At 65.6% G+C, this 15,773-nt stretch carries 13 protein-coding genes; 10 read left to right on the top strand and 3 right to left on the bottom strand.

What is annotated here, in order from left to right; all coding sequences use genetic code 11:
- Nucleotides 1-11: 11 nt before the first annotated feature.
- Nucleotides 12-668 (top strand): alpha/beta fold hydrolase, encoded by a 657-nt coding sequence (locus Q1A36_RS03735; protein WP_299839954.1) that lies wholly within the window; start codon nt 12-14, stop codon nt 666-668.
- 3 nt (nt 669-671) lie between these two features.
- On the opposite strand, the gene Q1A36_RS03730 is transcribed toward Q1A36_RS03735, so the two are convergent.
- Nucleotides 672-1,217 (bottom strand): carboxymuconolactone decarboxylase family protein, encoded by a 546-nt coding sequence (locus tag Q1A36_RS03730; RefSeq protein ID WP_299839952.1) that lies wholly within the window; start codon nt 1,215-1,217, stop codon nt 672-674.
- 42 nt (nt 1,218-1,259) lie between these two features.
- Here Q1A36_RS03730 and Q1A36_RS03725 point away from each other — a divergent pair, with 42 nt between their 5' ends.
- From Q1A36_RS03725 to Q1A36_RS03690, 8 genes are all read left to right on the top strand, one after another.
- On the top strand, nt 1,260-2,582 hold the full coding sequence (locus Q1A36_RS03725; RefSeq protein WP_299839949.1) for an aspartate aminotransferase family protein: 1,323 nt from the start codon (nt 1,260-1,262) through the stop codon (nt 2,580-2,582).
- Nucleotides 2,583-2,784: 202 nt separating this feature from the next.
- On the top strand, nt 2,785-3,756 hold the full coding sequence (locus Q1A36_RS03720) for a TAXI family TRAP transporter solute-binding subunit (protein ID WP_299839946.1): 972 nt from the start codon (nt 2,785-2,787) through the stop codon (nt 3,754-3,756).
- A gap of 83 nt (nt 3,757-3,839) precedes the next feature.
- The gene (locus Q1A36_RS03715; RefSeq protein ID WP_299839943.1) at nt 3,840-6,689 is read left to right on the top strand and encodes a TRAP transporter permease; all 2,850 of its coding nucleotides are present in this window, start codon (nt 3,840-3,842) and stop codon (nt 6,687-6,689) included.
- Nucleotides 6,682-7,104 (top strand): universal stress protein, encoded by a 423-nt coding sequence (locus Q1A36_RS03710; protein ID WP_299839940.1) that lies wholly within the window; start codon nt 6,682-6,684, stop codon nt 7,102-7,104. Before Q1A36_RS03715 ends, Q1A36_RS03710 begins: the two co-directional genes overlap by 8 nt.
- Nucleotides 7,105-7,215: 111 nt before the next feature.
- A complete protein-coding gene (locus Q1A36_RS03705) occupies nt 7,216-8,628 on the top strand; it encodes an amidase (protein WP_299839937.1) in 1,413 nt (470 codons plus the stop codon).
- A gap of 192 nt (nt 8,629-8,820) precedes the next feature.
- Complete coding sequence (locus tag Q1A36_RS03700) at nt 8,821-10,545, top strand: transcriptional regulator (RefSeq protein WP_299839934.1); 1,725 nt, start codon at nt 8,821-8,823, stop codon at nt 10,543-10,545.
- Between the two features lie 11 nt (nt 10,546-10,556).
- Entirely contained in the window at nt 10,557-11,447 is an 891-nt protein-coding gene (locus Q1A36_RS03695) for a phosphatase PAP2 family protein (protein ID WP_299839931.1), read from the top strand.
- Nucleotides 11,447-12,841 (top strand): S8/S53 family peptidase, encoded by a 1,395-nt coding sequence (locus Q1A36_RS03690; RefSeq protein ID WP_299839928.1) that lies wholly within the window; start codon nt 11,447-11,449, stop codon nt 12,839-12,841. Before Q1A36_RS03695 ends, Q1A36_RS03690 begins: the two co-directional genes overlap by 1 nt.
- 6 nt (nt 12,842-12,847) lie before the next feature.
- Here Q1A36_RS03690 and Q1A36_RS03685 read toward each other — a convergent pair whose 3' ends face one another.
- Nucleotides 12,848-13,723: a phosphoribulokinase gene (locus tag Q1A36_RS03685; RefSeq protein WP_299839925.1), complete on the bottom strand. Its 876-nt coding sequence runs from the start codon at nt 13,721-13,723 to the stop codon at nt 12,848-12,850.
- Between the two features lie 18 nt (nt 13,724-13,741).
- Nucleotides 13,742-14,746, bottom strand: coding sequence for a class 1 fructose-bisphosphatase (locus Q1A36_RS03680; protein ID WP_299839922.1), 1,005 nt, complete (start codon nt 14,744-14,746; stop codon nt 13,742-13,744).
- An 89-nt stretch (nt 14,747-14,835) separates the two neighbouring features.
- Here Q1A36_RS03680 and Q1A36_RS03675 point away from each other — a divergent pair, with 89 nt between their 5' ends.
- The gene (locus Q1A36_RS03675) at nt 14,836-15,768 is read left to right on the top strand and encodes a LysR family transcriptional regulator (RefSeq protein WP_299839919.1); all 933 of its coding nucleotides are present in this window, start codon (nt 14,836-14,838) and stop codon (nt 15,766-15,768) included.
- Nucleotides 15,769-15,773 lie beyond the last annotated feature (5 nt).

The raw sequence follows: 15,773 nt of genomic DNA, 5'->3' as shown, positions 1-15,773 counted from the left end.
CAGGGGACAGCATGGTTCGAGAGTTGAAATCGCAGCGGCGCGGGCCGCAAAAACCCGATGCGGTGGTGGTTTTCCTGCATGGCTATGGCGCTGACGGGACGGACCTTCTGGGTCTGGCCGACCCGCTGGCCCCGCACCTGCCCGGCACCGCCTTCTATGCCCCGAACGCGCCCGAGCCCTGCCTGAACAACCCGATGGGCTATCAGTGGTTTCCGATCCCCTGGCTCGACGGGTCCAGCGAGGCGCAGGCGAAATCCTCGATGGCGCTGTCGATCGCCGATCTGAACGCCTTCCTCGACAAGGTGCTGAAGGATGAGGGGCTGGGTGCCGACCGCATGGTCATCTTCGGCTTCTCGCAGGGCACGATGATGGCCCTGCACGTCCTGCCGCGCCGCGATGAGGCGGTGGCCGGGATCATCGGCTGTTCCGGGCGGCTGTTGCAGCCGGAGCTGCTGGCCGCCGAGGCCAAGGCCAAGCCGCCGGTCCTTCTGATGCATGGCGATCAGGACCCGATGGTGCCCTTTGCCGATATGGGCCTGGCCGGCGAGGCGCTGAACGCCGCCGGCTTCGAGGTCTATGCCCATGTGATGAAGGGCACCGGCCACGGCATCGCGCCCGACGGGCTGTCGGCCTCGCTTGGCTTCATGAAGCAGGTGCTGGGGAAGTAACCGCTAGGGTGCCGGGCGGCGGGCCAGTTCCGCCGCCACATCCGCGTCCACCGGCGTCTCGCAGCTGTTCACGATGAAGCCCAGCACCGAGTAAAACCCGACCGTCGCCATCAGGTCGAACATGCCCGCACTGCCCACCGCCGCCAGCAGGTCGGCGCGGGTCGAGGGCAGCAGGCGCGCGTTTTCCATCAGCTCATCGACCGCCCGCGCGAGGATGCGGTCGCCGTCGCCGATTCCCTCCAAGGGACCGGCCAAGGCGGCGATGCGCGCGTCCTCCATGCCCACGGCGCGGCCACGGCTGACATGATGCGCCCATTCATAGGGGGCCTGCAGGTTATGCCCGGTGCGCAGGATCACCACCTCGCTTTGCTGGTCGCTCAGCGCCCGATCCAGCACCACATGCTGGCGCAGCGGTGCCCAAGCCGTCAGCAGCGCCGGGTGATGGGCCATGGTGCGATAGACGTTCAGCCGCGTGGCGAAGCCACCCTTCAGGCCGGCCACCGATTCCGGCCAGTCATTGTCGCCAAGGGGTTGGAATTCCTTAACCATCATTGCATCCTTTTTGGGCAAGCCTAGCAGCAGGATCCGGCCATGTCTCATGTCTTTCCGCGCCATACCAAGTCCCAGCCCCCGGTTGCCGTTGGTGGCGAGGGCGTCTGGCTGATCGATGCCGAGGGCAAGCGCTATCTCGACGGTTCGGGCGGGGCGGCGGTCAGTTGCCTTGGTCACGGCGATCCCGAGATCACCCAGGCGATCAAGGATCAGCTGGACAAGCTGGCCTTTGCACATACGGGTTTCCTGACCAGCGAACCGGCCGAGGCGCTGGCGGATCTTCTGATCAACCATGCGCCGGGGAATCTGGACCGGGTCTATTTCGTCTCGGGCGGGTCCGAGGCGACCGAGGCGGCGATCAAGCTGGCGCGGCAATACTGGGTCGAGAAGGGCGAGCCGCAGCGCTCGCGGCTGATCGCGCGGAAGCAAAGCTATCACGGCAACACCATCGGCGCGCTGTCGGCGGGCGGCAATGAATGGCGGCGCCAGCAATTCGGGCCGCTGCTGCTGGACGTCAGCCACATCGCGCCCTGTTACGACTACCGCGACCGGGCCGAGGGCGAAAGCCCCGAGGACTACGGGTTGCGCGCCGCCAATGCGCTGAAAGACGAGATCGAGCGGCTTGGCCCGGAAACCGTCATGGCCTTCATGGCCGAACCGGTGGTGGGCGCGACCGCCGGGGCGCTGCCGCCGGCACCCGGTTATTTCCGCCGCATCCGCGAGATCTGCGACGAGTATGGCATCCTGCTGATCCTTGACGAGGTGATGTGCGGCATGGGCCGGACCGGCACGTTGTTCGCCTGTGAACAGGACGGGGTGGACCCGGATATCCTCTGCATCGCCAAGGGGCTGGGGGCCGGATACCAGCCGATCGGAGCGATGCTCTGCAGCTCGGCCATCTATGACACCATCGCCAAGGGCAGCGGCTTCTTCCAGCACGGTCATACCTATATCGGCCACCCGGTCGCCACCGCCGCCGGTCTTGCCGTGGTCAGCGCCATCCTGGATCGCGGGCTGTTGCCTCAGGTGCGGCAGAAGGGCGAGGCGCTGCAACAGAAGCTGGAGGCGCGGTTCGGCCAGCACGCCCATATCGGCGACATCCGCGGGCGGGGCCTCTTTCGCGGCATCGAGCTGGTGCAGGACCGCGCGACGAAAGCCCCGTTCGATCCCGCGCTGGGGCTGGCCGGCAAGATCAAGAAGGCCGCCTTTGCCGAGGGGCTGATCTGCTATCCCATGTCGGGCACGATCGACGGGCGGCAGGGCGACCACGTGCTGCTGGCGCCGCCCTTCATCATTTCCGAGGACGAGATGGATCAGCTGGTCGAGCGGCTGGGTCGCGCCATCGATGCGGTGCTGCCCTGACGGCGCGCCGCGTGGTCCGGTGGCGCGAAGTCTGGTGGCGCGAATCGGAATCTGCGCAAGATACGGGGTGCAATGGCCTGACGGGCAAGGAAAATTCGTGATAGGTATTGTTACCGATTGCCAATCCCGATCACTGCGTTACCGTGGTTAATAACCCGTATGTGAAGCTGCGGGACAAAATCGTACAATTAGGGAGCATCCTATGACCATGTTCAAACCCGTTTTCCTGACCGCTGCGCTTGCACTTTGTGCAGGGACCGCCTCGGCGCAGGAAGAGCGTTTCATGACCATCGGCACGGGCGGCCAGACCGGCGTCTATTATGTCGTCGGCCAGTCGATCTGCCGCCTGGTGAACCGCGACACGGCTAAGACCGGGATCAAATGCACCGCGCCCTCGACCGGCGGGTCGGTCGCCAACGTGAACGCGATCAAGGCCGGCGACATGACCATGGGCGTCGCGCAATCCGACATCCAGTATCACGCCTATAACGGCAGCTCGGCCGAGTTCGAGGGCGACAAGAAGTTCGAGGGTCTACGCTCGGTCTTTTCGGTTCACCCCGAACCCTTCACCGTGGTGGCCCGCAAGGACGCCAATATCGCCACCTTCGACGACCTGAAGGGCAAGCGCGTCAACGTCGGCAACCCGGGCTCGGGCCAGCTGGCGACGATGGAGGTGGTTCTGGCCGCCAAGGGCTGGACCATGGGTGATTTCTCGCTGGCCTCGCAGCTGAAGCCGGCCGAGCAGTCGGCGGCGCTGGGGGACAACACCGTCGACGCCATCATCTACACCGTCGGCCACCCGAACGGCTCGATCCAGGAAGCGACCTCGACCGTCGAGGCCAACCTGGTGCCGGTCGAAGGCCCAGAGATCGACAAGCTGGTTGCGGACAATCCCTATTACGCCAAGGCGGTGATCCCCGGCGGCATGTATGCCGGCACCGACGCCGACACCAACACCTTCGGCGTCAAGGCGACCTTCGTGACCTCGGCCGATGTGCCCGAGGACATGGTTTACGAGGTGGTGAAGGCGGTATTCGACAATTTCGACCGCTTCAAGGGCCTGCACCCGGCCTTCGCCAACCTGACCCCGGAAGAAATGGTCAGCCAGGGCAACAGCGCCCCGCTGCACCCGGGCGCCGAGAAGTACTATCGCGAGAAAGGCTGGATCCAGTAATCTAGGCAGAACAATCAGGGGTCCGGTTCACGCCGGGCCCCTTGTCTCCACAACCAGCACGAGACTGACGAGGGAAGACAGGGATGAGCGATCACAACACCAACAACCCGGACCCGCAAAAGCCCAAGCGCGATGACGAGCAATGGGAAGCTGCCGCGGTCGAGATGGACGCCTCAGGTGCGGGCGGTCTGTCGCAGGATGAACTCGACGAGCTTGTCGCCTCGTCCGATACCGGGGCGCGCACGCCCGCGGGCATGGTCGGCAAGATCATCCTTGTGACCGCGCTCTGCTGGTCGCTGTTCCAGCTGTGGATCGCCTCGCCTCTGCCCTTCATGTTCGGCTTCGGGGTCTTGGACAGCACCGAGACCCGCTCGATCCACCTGGCCTTCGCGCTGTTTCTGGCCTTCATGGCCTATCCCGCCGAACGCTCGCCCTTCCAGCTGGCGCTGGCCGTGGGCGTGCCGGTTCTGCTCGCATTTCTCTTCATGTCCGGCGCCAAGGCCGGGGTTCCCAGCTGGTGGATCCCCGTGGTTGCCGCCGCGATCATCGCCTGCATCCTTCTCGGCAGTCCCAAGACCTGGGTGCCGCCCTGGGAATGGGCGCTGGCCTTGGTTTCGGCCTTCTGTGCCCTCTACATCTACCTGAACTATGCCGCGATCAGCACCCGCGTCGGTGCGCCGATCCTGATAGATTACGTGGTTTCGGTCGCCGGCCTGATGCTGCTGCTCGAGGCCACGCGCCGCAGCCTCGGCCCGGCGCTGATGATCGTGGCGACGCTGTTCCTGGCCTATACCTTCCTTGGCCCCTGGATGCCCGACATCATCGCCCACAAGGGCAACAACCTGTCGGAAGTGGTGAACCATCAATGGACCACGACCGAGGGCGTCTTCGGCATCGCGCTTGGCGTCTCGACCAGCTTCGTGTTCCTGTTCGTGCTGTTCGGCGCGCTTCTGGACAAGGCCGGGGCCGGCAACTACTTCATCCAGGTCGCCTTCAGCCTGATGGGCCACCTGCGCGGCGGGCCAGCCAAGGCCGCTGTCGTCAGCTCGGCCATGACCGGGCTGATCTCGGGGTCCTCCATCGCCAACGTCGTGACCACCGGCACCTTCACCATTCCGCTGATGAAGAAGGTCGGGTTCTCGAGCGAAAAGGCCGGTGCGGTCGAGGTGGCATCCTCGGTCAACGGCCAGATCATGCCGCCGGTGATGGGCGCCGCCGCCTTCCTGATGGTCGAATATGTGGGCATTCCCTATTTCGACGTGGTCAAGCACGCCGTCGTTCCGGCCTCGATCAGCTATATCGCGCTGGTCTATATCGTCCATCTCGAGGCGATGAAGGCCGGCATGAAGGGCCTGCCGCGCGCCTATGAGCCGCCGCCCCTGCTGCGCCGGCTGCTGACCACGGCCTTCATCATTGCGGGCATCTGCATCCTGTCGCTCTTGACCTATTACCTGATGGGCTGGATCCGTCCCGCCTTTGGCGATGCCGCGATCTGGGTGGTCTTCGGGCTGCTGACGCTGGTCTATATCGGCCTCTTGTGGCTCGGCGCGCGCGAGGAGCCGCTGGAGATCGACGACCCGAATGCCCCGGTGACGCAATTGCCGCTGCCGGGACCGACGGTGCGCTCCGGCCTCTATTTCATCTTGCCGGTGGTGGTGCTGGTCTGGGCGCTGATGGTCGACCGGCTGTCGCCGGGCCTCTCGGCCTTCTGGGCCACGGCCTTCATGATCTTCATCCTGCTGACGCAGCGGCCGCTGATGGCCATGTTCCGGGGCGAGGATCGCAGCGGCAACCGCAGCTTCGGCGCGACCTTCAGGGCCGGTTTCGCCGACCTGATCGACGGGCTGATCTCGGGCGCGCGGAACATGATCGGCATCGGCATCGCCACGGCGACGGCGGGTATCATCGTCGGCGCAGTCAGCCAGACAGGCGTCGGCTCGGCCTTGGCCGATGTGGTCGAGGTTCTGTCGGGCGGCAACCTGCTGGCGATCCTGTTCCTGACCGCGATCCTGTCGCTGATCCTCGGCATGGGCCTGCCGACCACGGCGAACTACATCGTCGTCTCGGCGCTGCTCGCCCCGGTCATCGTCACGCTTGGCCAGCAGAACGGGCTGATCGTGCCGCTGATCGCGGTCCACCTCTTCGTGTTCTACTTCGGCATCATGGCCGACGTGACGCCACCTGTGGGCCTTGCGAGCTTTGCCGCCGCCGCCGTCTCGGGTGGTGATCCGATCAAGACGGGCGTGGTGGCCTTTGGCTATTCGCTGCGGACGGCGGCGCTGCCGTTCCTGTTCATCTTCAACACCGATCTCCTCCTGATCAACACGGACTGGTTCCACGGCATCTTCGTCTTCATCACCGCGACGATAGCCATGCTGCTGTTTGCCGCGGCGACACAGGGCTGGTTCCTGGTGCGCAACAAGATCTGGGAAACCGTGCTGCTGCTGCTGATTGCCTTCACCATCTTCCGCCCGGGCTTCTGGATGGACATGATCGCGCCGCCCTGGAACGATCGCCCGCCGGCGGAACTCGAGCAGGCCATCGGAGAAGCCCCGGTCGGCGCCGACATGCGGCTGCGGGTCGAGGGTCTGAACGATGTGGGCGATCCGGTCGAGTTCGTCGCGCTTCTGCAGGTGCCCGAGGGCGCCGACGGGGCCGAGCGGCTGCAGAATGTCGGCATCCTTGGCCTCAGAACCGATGGCGACCAGGTGCTGATCGACGACGTGGCCTTTGACAGCGTGGCGCAGAAGGCCGGTCTCGATTGGGATCAGAAGGTTCTGCTGGTGCGCCAGCCCGCCGACGCGCCGTCGAAATACTGGATGTATATCCCGGCCTTCCTGCTTCTGGGCCTGGTCATCTGGTTGCAGCGCCGCCGCGAGGACCCCAATGACCGGGCGCCCGCCCAGAGCAAGAAAGGGCTGAGCCATGCCTGAGAACGTGCTTCTGCCAATCGCCGTCAACCAGCCCGAAAGCTGGCAGAAAGCCTTGCCCGCCGCGATCCGTCAGGCGGGCGAGGGCGGCACGATCCATCTTCTCGGCATCGTGCAGGATTTCGGCAGCTCGATGGTCGCCACCTTCCTGCCCAAGGATTACGAGAAGACCGTGCTCGAGGCGATGAAGGCCAGCCTGAACGAATTCGCCGCCGCGCATGTGAAGGGCGTCAAGGTCAAGACCCATGTCGGCCACGGCCATATCGCCGAGACGATCCTGAAAAGCGCCAAGAAACTGGGTGTCGATCTGATCGTGATGGGCAGCCAGAAACCGGACGAGCTGCGCAGCATGCTCTTGAGCAGCTATGCCAATGCGGTGGTGCGCCATTCGCCGGTCTCGGTGATGGTGGTGCGGTAAACCTCTGCCAAAACGCGGAAAAGGGCGCGGGGTTCTCCCGCGCCCTTTTCATGTCTGCCTCTGCCGCCCCGCGTCTTGCCACCCACCCATGGCCCGCTCTAACCTTCCCGCATGAGCGATCTCACCCAAATCTCCGCCACCGACCTTTCCGCCCTGATCCGAACCCGCTCGGTCTCGCCCGTCGAGGTGATGGAGGCCTGTCTCGACCGAATCGAGGCGGCCAATCCCAAGGTCAACGCCATCGTCAGCCTGCGCCCGCGCGAGGAATTGCTGGCCGAGGCCCGCGCCGCCACGGATGCGCGGGGCGAAGGCTGGCTGCATGGCATCCCCATCGCGGTGAAGGATCTGGCGCAGGTGCGCGGGCTGCGCAGCACCTGGGGCTCACCGCTGTTTGCCGACCATATTCCGACGGCGGATGATCTCGTCCCGGCGCGGATGCGGGCGGCGGGGGCGATCTTCATCGGCAAGACCAACACCCCCGAATGGGGCCTCGGCTCGCACAGCTTCAACGCCGTCCATGGCGTGACCGGCAATCCCTATGATCCGGCGCTGAGTGCCGGTGGCTCCTCGGGTGGCGCGGCGGCGGCGCTGGCGGCGAGAATGCAATGGGTCTGCGACGGATCGGACATGATGGGCAGTCTCAGGAACCCCGCCGCTTTCTGCAATGTCTACGGGTTCCGGCCCAGCTGGGGGCTGGTGCCGGGCGAGGCGCTGGGGGACAGTTTTCTGGCGACCATGGCCACATCGGGGCCGATGGCGCGAACGGTCGAGGATCTGGCGCGGCTGTTGGAAACCCTCGCCGGGCCCAACCCGGAAATGCCCTTCGACCGCCCGAACCAGCCCTTTGCCGCGCTGCTGGATCAGCCGGTCGAGGGGCTGCGCATCGGCTGGCTGGGCGATTGGGGCGGGGCCTATCCCTGCGAGCCGGGGATTCTGGCGCTCTGCGAGGCGGCGCTGGGGCAGATGCAGGATCTGGGTGCAACGGTGGTCGAGCTAACGCCACCCTTTCCGGCCGAGCAATTGTGGCAGTCCTGGACGACGATCCGCGCGGTGCTGAATGCCGGCGGCAAGCGGCGGCTTTATGACGACCCCGAAAAGCGCCCGCAGCTCAGCCCCGAGGCGATCTGGGAAATCGAGCAGGGGCAGGGGCTCACCGCTGCACAGCTTTATTCTGCCAGTGAACAACGCTCGGCCTGGTATCGGCGTCTCGCGGCTTTGTTCCAAGAGGTCGATCTGATCGCCTTGCCCTCGGCGCAGGTCTGGCCCTTCGACAAGACCCTGCGCCGGCCCGCGACGGTGGGCGGCCAGCCGCTCGACACCTATCACCGCTGGATGGAGGTGGTGGTGCCAGTCAGTCTGGCCGGGCTGCCCTGCCTCTCGGTGCCGGTGGGCTTTGGCGATGCCGGCCTGCCGATGGGGATGCAACTGGCCGGGCCGGTGGGCGCGGATGCGCGGGTGCTGGCCATGGGTCAGGCGTGGCACAGGGCGACCGACTGGCCGGGGCGGCGACCACCGGCGATCTAGCCGGGGGCGCTGCCGCCGGACTGCAAAATGCCGTGGCTATCACGATCTGTTAATAAATCGTTGGGCGATCACATTTCGCCGGATTAAATTCACAGTGGAATCACATTGGGTCGTCAATATCTGGACACAGCTGATTAATTTCCGGTTGGCGATTTCGACTTCATGTCCTTCTGCGGAGTTTCGGACGGCGAGATGACCCATTCAGGCGACATCATGGCAGGCTTTCCGCGCCTCTATCTGCTGGGGCGCTTCAGCCTGATCGGCGCGGATGGGCGGGACGTGACCCCGAAAAGCAAGAAGACCTGTGCGCTGCTGGCGCTTCTGGCGCTGTCGCCGCGCGGCACCCGCACGCGGATCTGGCTGCGCGACAAGCTGTGGAGCGAGAGCGACGAGGAAAAGGCCTCGGGCAGCCTGCGCCAGACCATCCGCGACCTGAAGCGCGCCCTGACCGAGATGGAGGGGGCGATCCTGACGGTCGATCGCACCTCGCTGAGCCTGAAACTGGACAGCCTCTGGATCGACCTGCGCAGCATTCACGAGGCGCGGGCGCTGCCCTCGGGGATCAGCGCCGATGTCGACCTGCTGGAAGGCTTCGACATTGCCGACGAGGAATTCGAGGACTGGCTGGCGATGGAGCGCGCGGTCTGGGCCGATCTGCGCGACAGCCTGCAGGACAGCGTTGCGCTGCCCGCGATTGCCCCGGCGGCGCCCGAAGGCGGCTTCGGCCAGCGCCCGATCTATCCGCATCTGATTGTCATCGGCCTTCTGCCGAGCATCGTCCATGGCAGCGACCAGCTGGCTCGCTATGTCGGCGATTACGTCACCGAATCCGTCGCCTGCACCCTGGCCGAATACCAGCCGGTGCAGATCGTCAACCTGGGCGACCGCTTCGGGGGCGATGCGGGTGACGCGCTGTCGCCCGACCCGGATTACCTGATCCGCACCCGGGCGCTGGTGGTCGGCAGCAAGGTCTCGCTGACCTTCCTCATCTACGAGGCCAGCAACCGGTCGCTGGCGCTCAGCCAGTCGGTGCAGATCCCGCAGCAGGATCTGGTCAATGACGATTTCATGCTGGCCAACCAGTTTGTCTCGCAGAACGTCGATCATCTGGCCAAGATCATCCTGCAACCGGGGCCAAGGCGCGCCGGCGTGCCGCATGATCAGGGCACGCTGATCGGCTATCGCATCTTGGCCAGCATGTTCGACCTGGATGCCGGCCGCATCCAGCAGAGCCAGTCGATGCTGGAACGGGTGCAGGACCGCGAGGAATCGAGCCTGTTCCACAGCCTTGGTGCCTATGCCAGTTCCTTCTCGCTTGGCGAGAATATCGGGGGCTGGGATCAGGCCCGGCTGGAGCAGACCGAGAAATTCGCCCGCGACGTGATGCAGGCGAACCCGTTCAACTCGATCTCGCTGGCTTGCATCGGCCATACGATGGGCTTCGTGCTGAACCGCCATGACATCGCCGCCGAGATCTTCGCGCGCGCGGTAAAGCTGAACCCGATGCAGGCCTTTGTCTGGGATCATCTGGCGCTGCACCGGCTTTACAACGGCGATCTCAATGGGGCGCGGGCGGCGTCGGACCGGGCGGTGATGCTGGGCCGCTACAGCCCGATCAGCTATACCTACGAGACGACGGCCTGCATGATCTCGGCGCTGCAGGGCGATCATCACCGCGCTGTCGAGATCGGCAGCCGCAGCCTGATGAAGCAGCCGCGCTTCCATGCAGCCATGCGCTACACGCTTTCGGCGCTGGGGCATCTGGGCGATGGCGAGCGCGCGGTGGCGCTGCGTGACCAGCTTCTGGGGATCGATCCGTCCTTCGCCAATCGCGACACGCAGGAAATGCGCTTCCGGCTGCCGCTGAAGGAGGCGCGTGGCCATGTGCTGAACGGGATTGCGAGGGCAGGATTATGAGGGAGGTTCCGGTGGTGTCCACGGACCTGGATTTGTTGAAGCGGACAGAGCTGGTCGTCACCTCGACCGGGCTGATCCTGCGCGGCGTCGCGCTGTCCCTTGGCGATGCCGGCTTCCCGACGCTGGAGACGCGCGGCACTACCGCCGGCGGATCGCTGGGGACGCTCTTGTCGATGAACCGCTCGGCCCGGTCGAGCCTGAACCGCAACCGCAATCGCAACCGGAACCGCAATCGCAACGCCGCCGCCGCGACCAACCAGGGCGGGCTGGCGCTGGAGCCGTGGCAGGAGCGCGCGGCGCTCTATGCGCGGGAAAGGGACTGGGTCAACCTGCCGATCGACCTGCCGCCCGCGCCCGCGCAACTGCAGGCCGAGGCGATCGAGATGCTGCGCAAGCAGGTGCTGCTGCACGGGCCGGCCGAGGCGATGCGGCGCGACGAGATCATCACCCAGAGCCAGCTTGAGTTGTCGGCCTATCTGCGCCCCCTCGGGATCGAGGAGGTGGCCGGCTACGAGGCGACGGTGGCGCTGGTCTATCTGGTGGTCTTGCTCTGCGACGAGATAGGTTTGCGCTACAAGAACCGCTTCAACGCGCCGCGCCCGAACAATGTCGAGCCGCGCCTGCGACCCTTCCTGCCCAATCCGCCGCATTCCTCCTATCCCAGCAACCATTCCTTCCAGTCCTTCGCCGTGGCCTTCACCCTGTCGCGGATCATTCCCGAGCATCCGGCCAGTTCGGAACTGTTCCTGCGCGCCCGCCGCGTGGCCGAGAACCGGGAATGGGCGGGGCTGCATTACGCCGCCGACACCCGCGCCGGCCATGATCTGGCGCGGATGCTGATGCCGGTGCTCGAGGTGGTCTGCCGCGACCAGATGCTTGCCGCCCAGAAGGAATGGATATGATGATCCCCGTTGCCAAGCCCATGCCGCAGGGGTCCGAGATCTATCCCGAATATGCTGCGCTCTGGCATCTGGAAAGCATCGGCGTGCTGGATGCGCTGCGCGACGGCGCCCGCCCGCCGGCGGATGCCAAGGTCAGCCGGGTGGCCATCATCGACACCTCGGTCGCGGTGAACCATCCCTGCCTGAAAGGGGCGGTGAACGACAAACTGGCCATCGACTTCTTCTCGAACCGGCTGGGGGCCTTTCCCTATCTGGGCGAGGCGCTGGCCGCTCCCTCGATCCCGAGCAACCTTGAAACCGACATTGCCGATGACCTGCCGGGCAGCCTTGCCCTGCTGCGCGAGCTGATCGACCGGCTGTCGCCCGGCGCGGCGGCGCATGTGAACGGCGTCGCGCCCACCACCTCGGCCGATTTCTCGAACCACGGCACGGCCATTGCCGGGCTGGTCGGCGCGCGTCCGGCGATCATGCAGATCGCGCCAGACTATCAAGGTCAGGACCCCGCCGAGATCGACGTGCCGCTGCCCTATTGCGGCACCGATCCCTTCTGCGAGCTGGTGCCGATCTCGACCAATTTCGACACCGATCCCGAGGCGCTGATCCTCGCGCTGCTTTATGCCGAGGTCATCGATGCCTCGGTCATCCTGATCCCGCGCTCGTTCCCCGATCCGTTCCGCACGCTTGGCGCCATCCCGGTCGATCTCGACCTGCTGGAAGCGGCGCTGCCGGCGCGGCCCACCGCGCGGGAACGCGCGCTGTGGGAGGAGTTGGCGCAGCTGCTGGTCGCGGTGTCGATGCGCCGCCCGATCATCTGCGCCGCCGGAAATTTCCAGGAGGTCGGTGGCATCTATCCGGCCAACCTGGCCAGTGATTATAACGGCATCATCTCGGTTGGCGCGGTGAACGCCAAGGGCCTGGTCGCCGGTTATTCGACCTCTCAGGGCATCACCGTCATGGCCCCCAGCAATGATGGCGAGACCTATGACCGGGTTTCGGTGCGGCTGGATGAACAGGATGCCGATTTCCCCGACCGGCGCAGCCCGGCCGAGAACGAGAATGGCAGCTTCTCGCATTTCGAGATCGTCTCGACCGATGTGCCGGGGCGCCACGGCTATTCCCACGGTCCCTTCTCCAGCGCCGAACCGGCCGACGGGCTGCGCGAATTCGGCTCGTATTTCTGCCGTTTCGGCGGCACCTCGGCCGCCTCGGCCATCGTTGCGGGCTTCGTTTCGCTGGGGGTCTCGCTTGGCCAGATCCCGCGCGCGGGCGATGGCGGCCTCGGGGTCAAGACCTGGCTCATGTCGCGGACGGTTCAGGTCGATACCGAGGAGAACGGCTCGTTCCACTATCTCTCGTGGAACGGCGCGGTCAGCTTTCCCGACCTGAAGGTCTGAGCGGGCTCATCGCAGTCGTCGGGCGGTCGAGACCAGGCGCTCGATCAGCGGGGTCAGGATCAGCTGCATCGCCAGATCCTGCTTGTTGCCGGGGATGACGATGGAATTGGCGCGGCTCATCCACGAGCCGTGGATCATCGACACCAGGTAGGGAAAGTCGATCCCGCGCGGGCTGCGGAAACGGATCACCACGAGACTTTCATCCGAGGTGGGTATCCAGCGCGCGATGAACGGGTTCGAGGTATCGACCACCGGCACGCGTTGGAAATTGATGTCGGTGGCGGTGAATTGCGGGCAGACGCAATGCACATAGGCATGCATCCGGCGCAGGATCGTGTCGGTCACGGCCTCGGTCGAATAGCCCCGGCTTTCGCGGTCGCGGTGGATCTTCTGGATCCATTCGAGGTTCATCACCGGCACCACGCCGATCTTCAGATCGCAGAGCGGCGGCAGGTCGACCTCGCCATTCGAGACGCAGCCATGCAGCCCCTCGTAGAACAACAGGTCCGCATCGCTGTCGAAGGGTGTCCAGGCAGTGAACTCGCCCGGCGGCACGCCATGGCGGTCGGCTTCCTTGGCGTCATGGACATAATGCCGGGTGCGGCCGGTGCCGGTCTCGCCGAATTCGCGGAAGGTCCGTTCCAGTTCCTCGAGTTCGTTGGCCTCGTAAGAGAAATGGCTGAAGGTGTGATCGCCCGCCTCGAAGCGGCGGCGCAATTCGGCCTTCATCTCGGTGCGGGAATAGCGGTGGAAGGAATCGCCCTCGACCGAGATCGCCTTGACCCCCTCGCGCCGGAAGATCTGGTCGAAGGTGCCCTTGACCGTCGAGGTGCCCGAGCCCGAGGCGCCGATGACCGAGATGATGGGGAATTTCTTGCTCATGTCTGGTCTCCGGTCAGCTCAGCGAAACAGGCCGCGCCGCCCGAACAGCGCACTTTCATCTTCGGGCAGGTCGTGATGCGTGGCCACCCGCGCAACCTGGTTGGCGCTGCCGAAGACAAAGGGCGTGCGCTGGTGCAGTGAGGTGGGCTCGAGGTCGAGGATCGGCCGGACGCCATCGCTGGCGCGCCCGCCGGCACCCTCGACCAGGTGGGCGATGGGGCCGCATTCATAGACCAGCCGCAATCGGCCTGCCTCGTATCCCTTGCGACTGTCGCCCGGGTAAAGGTAGATGCCGCCGCGGGTCAGGATGCGATGGGTCTCGGCCACCAGCGCGGCGATCCAGCGCATGTTGAAATCATGGCCAAGCGGGCCCTCGTTGCCGGCCAGCCGGTCGTCGATGAAGCTGCGGATCGGCGCGGGCCAGTGGCGGTAATTGGCGGCATTGATGGCGTATTCCGGCATCTCCAGCGGCATGTCGGGCAGGGAGCCGAGGTCGCGGAACTGCTCGGTGCCGCTGTCCAGCACATATTTGCGGGTCTTGCCGTCGCCGATGCGCAGCATCATCCCGCATTGCGGGCCATAGATGACATAGCCCGAGACCAGAAGCTCGCGCGCCGGGCGCAGCACGCTGGCGTCACCCGTTGCTTCTGCCGGGTAGATCCCGAAGATCGTGCCGAGCGGGGCGTTGCCGTCGATGTTCAGCGCGCCGTCCAGCGGGTCGATGACCAGCGCAAGTGTGCCATCCGGGTTGATCTCGACCAGCTTTGCCTGCTCCTCCGAGGCAAAGAAGCGCACCGCCGATCCCGCAAGCACCACCTGCGCCATGCCATCGGCGATCAGGTCCAGCGCCGTCTGCCGGTCGCCGCTGGCATTGACCCCGCCGTCAGCCGCGCCGAGGTCTTCGGACAGGCCATTGCGGGCGATGCGGGCGGCAAGGGCGATGCCCAGCCCGGCCAGCCGGTCCAGCACCTCGGCCAAGTCGTCAGGCGTCGCAGCGGGCAGGTGATCCAGATGGCGTGGCATGATGCGTCCTCCCCTCACCGCAACAGTGCTTGCACGGGCCTCAATTCCATGAAATTTAAAAAGATGATAGCCAAATTAGAAAGAAATTAATGTCGCAGATCTCTGCCATCACCCTGAAACAGCTTCGGGCGCTGATCGCGGTGGCCGAACAGGGGTCGCTGACCGGCGCGGCAGGGGTGCTGAACCAGACGACGCCGGCGATCCACAGCCAGATCCGCAAGCTGGAAGAGGCGGTGGGGCAGGCGCTGCTGGTCCGGGGTGGGGCAGCGGACGGGTTCAGCCTGACGGCGGCAGGCGTGGCGATGGAGCGGGTGGCGCGGCGGATCGAGGGCAACCTGTCGCAGGTTGGCGCCGAGATCGCGGCGATGACCCGCGGCTATAACGGCCATGTGCGGCTGAGCGTGGTTTCGACCGGCAAGTATTTCGCCCCGCGGCTGGTCTTGGCGCTGCGCCAGCAGGCGCCCGAGGTCGAGGTCAGCCTGCGGGTCGGCAACCGCCAGCAGGTGATCGCCGATCTGGACCAGGGCACGACCGATCTGGCGGTGATGGGCCGCCCGCCAAGCGAGCCGAAGGTCGTCTCGGTGCCCTTGGGCGCACATCCTCATGGCATCATCCTGCCGCCCGGCCACCGGCTGGCGGCAACCGATGGGTTCGACCCGGCGATGCTGATGGAGGAGACCTTTCTGGCACGCGAAAGCGGCTCGGGCACGCGTGACCTGATGATGCGCTACTTCGACCGTCTGGGTGAGGGGATCGAGCCGCAGCTGATCACCATGGATTCGAACGAGACGATCAAGCAGGCGGTCATGGCCGGCATGGGGATCGCGCTCTTGTCGCTGCATACTTGCAGCGAGGAATTGCAGATGGGCCGGCTGGTGGCGCTCAGGGGCAGCGGGCTGCCGTTGATGCGGCAATGGTACCTGGTCCGTCCCGCCGCCGCCAAGCCCGATGCCGCGACGCTGCGCGTGGCGCAGGCGATCGAGGATCTGGCCGGCAGCTATTTTCCACACCTCGCCGGTTAGGTCCG

It is taken from the genome of uncultured Paracoccus sp., from assembly GCF_947487305.1.
Taxonomy (GTDB): domain Bacteria; phylum Pseudomonadota; class Alphaproteobacteria; order Rhodobacterales; family Rhodobacteraceae; genus Paracoccus.
The sequence above is the reverse complement of the archived record's forward strand: the minus strand, read 5'-3'. Positions and strand labels throughout refer to the sequence as shown.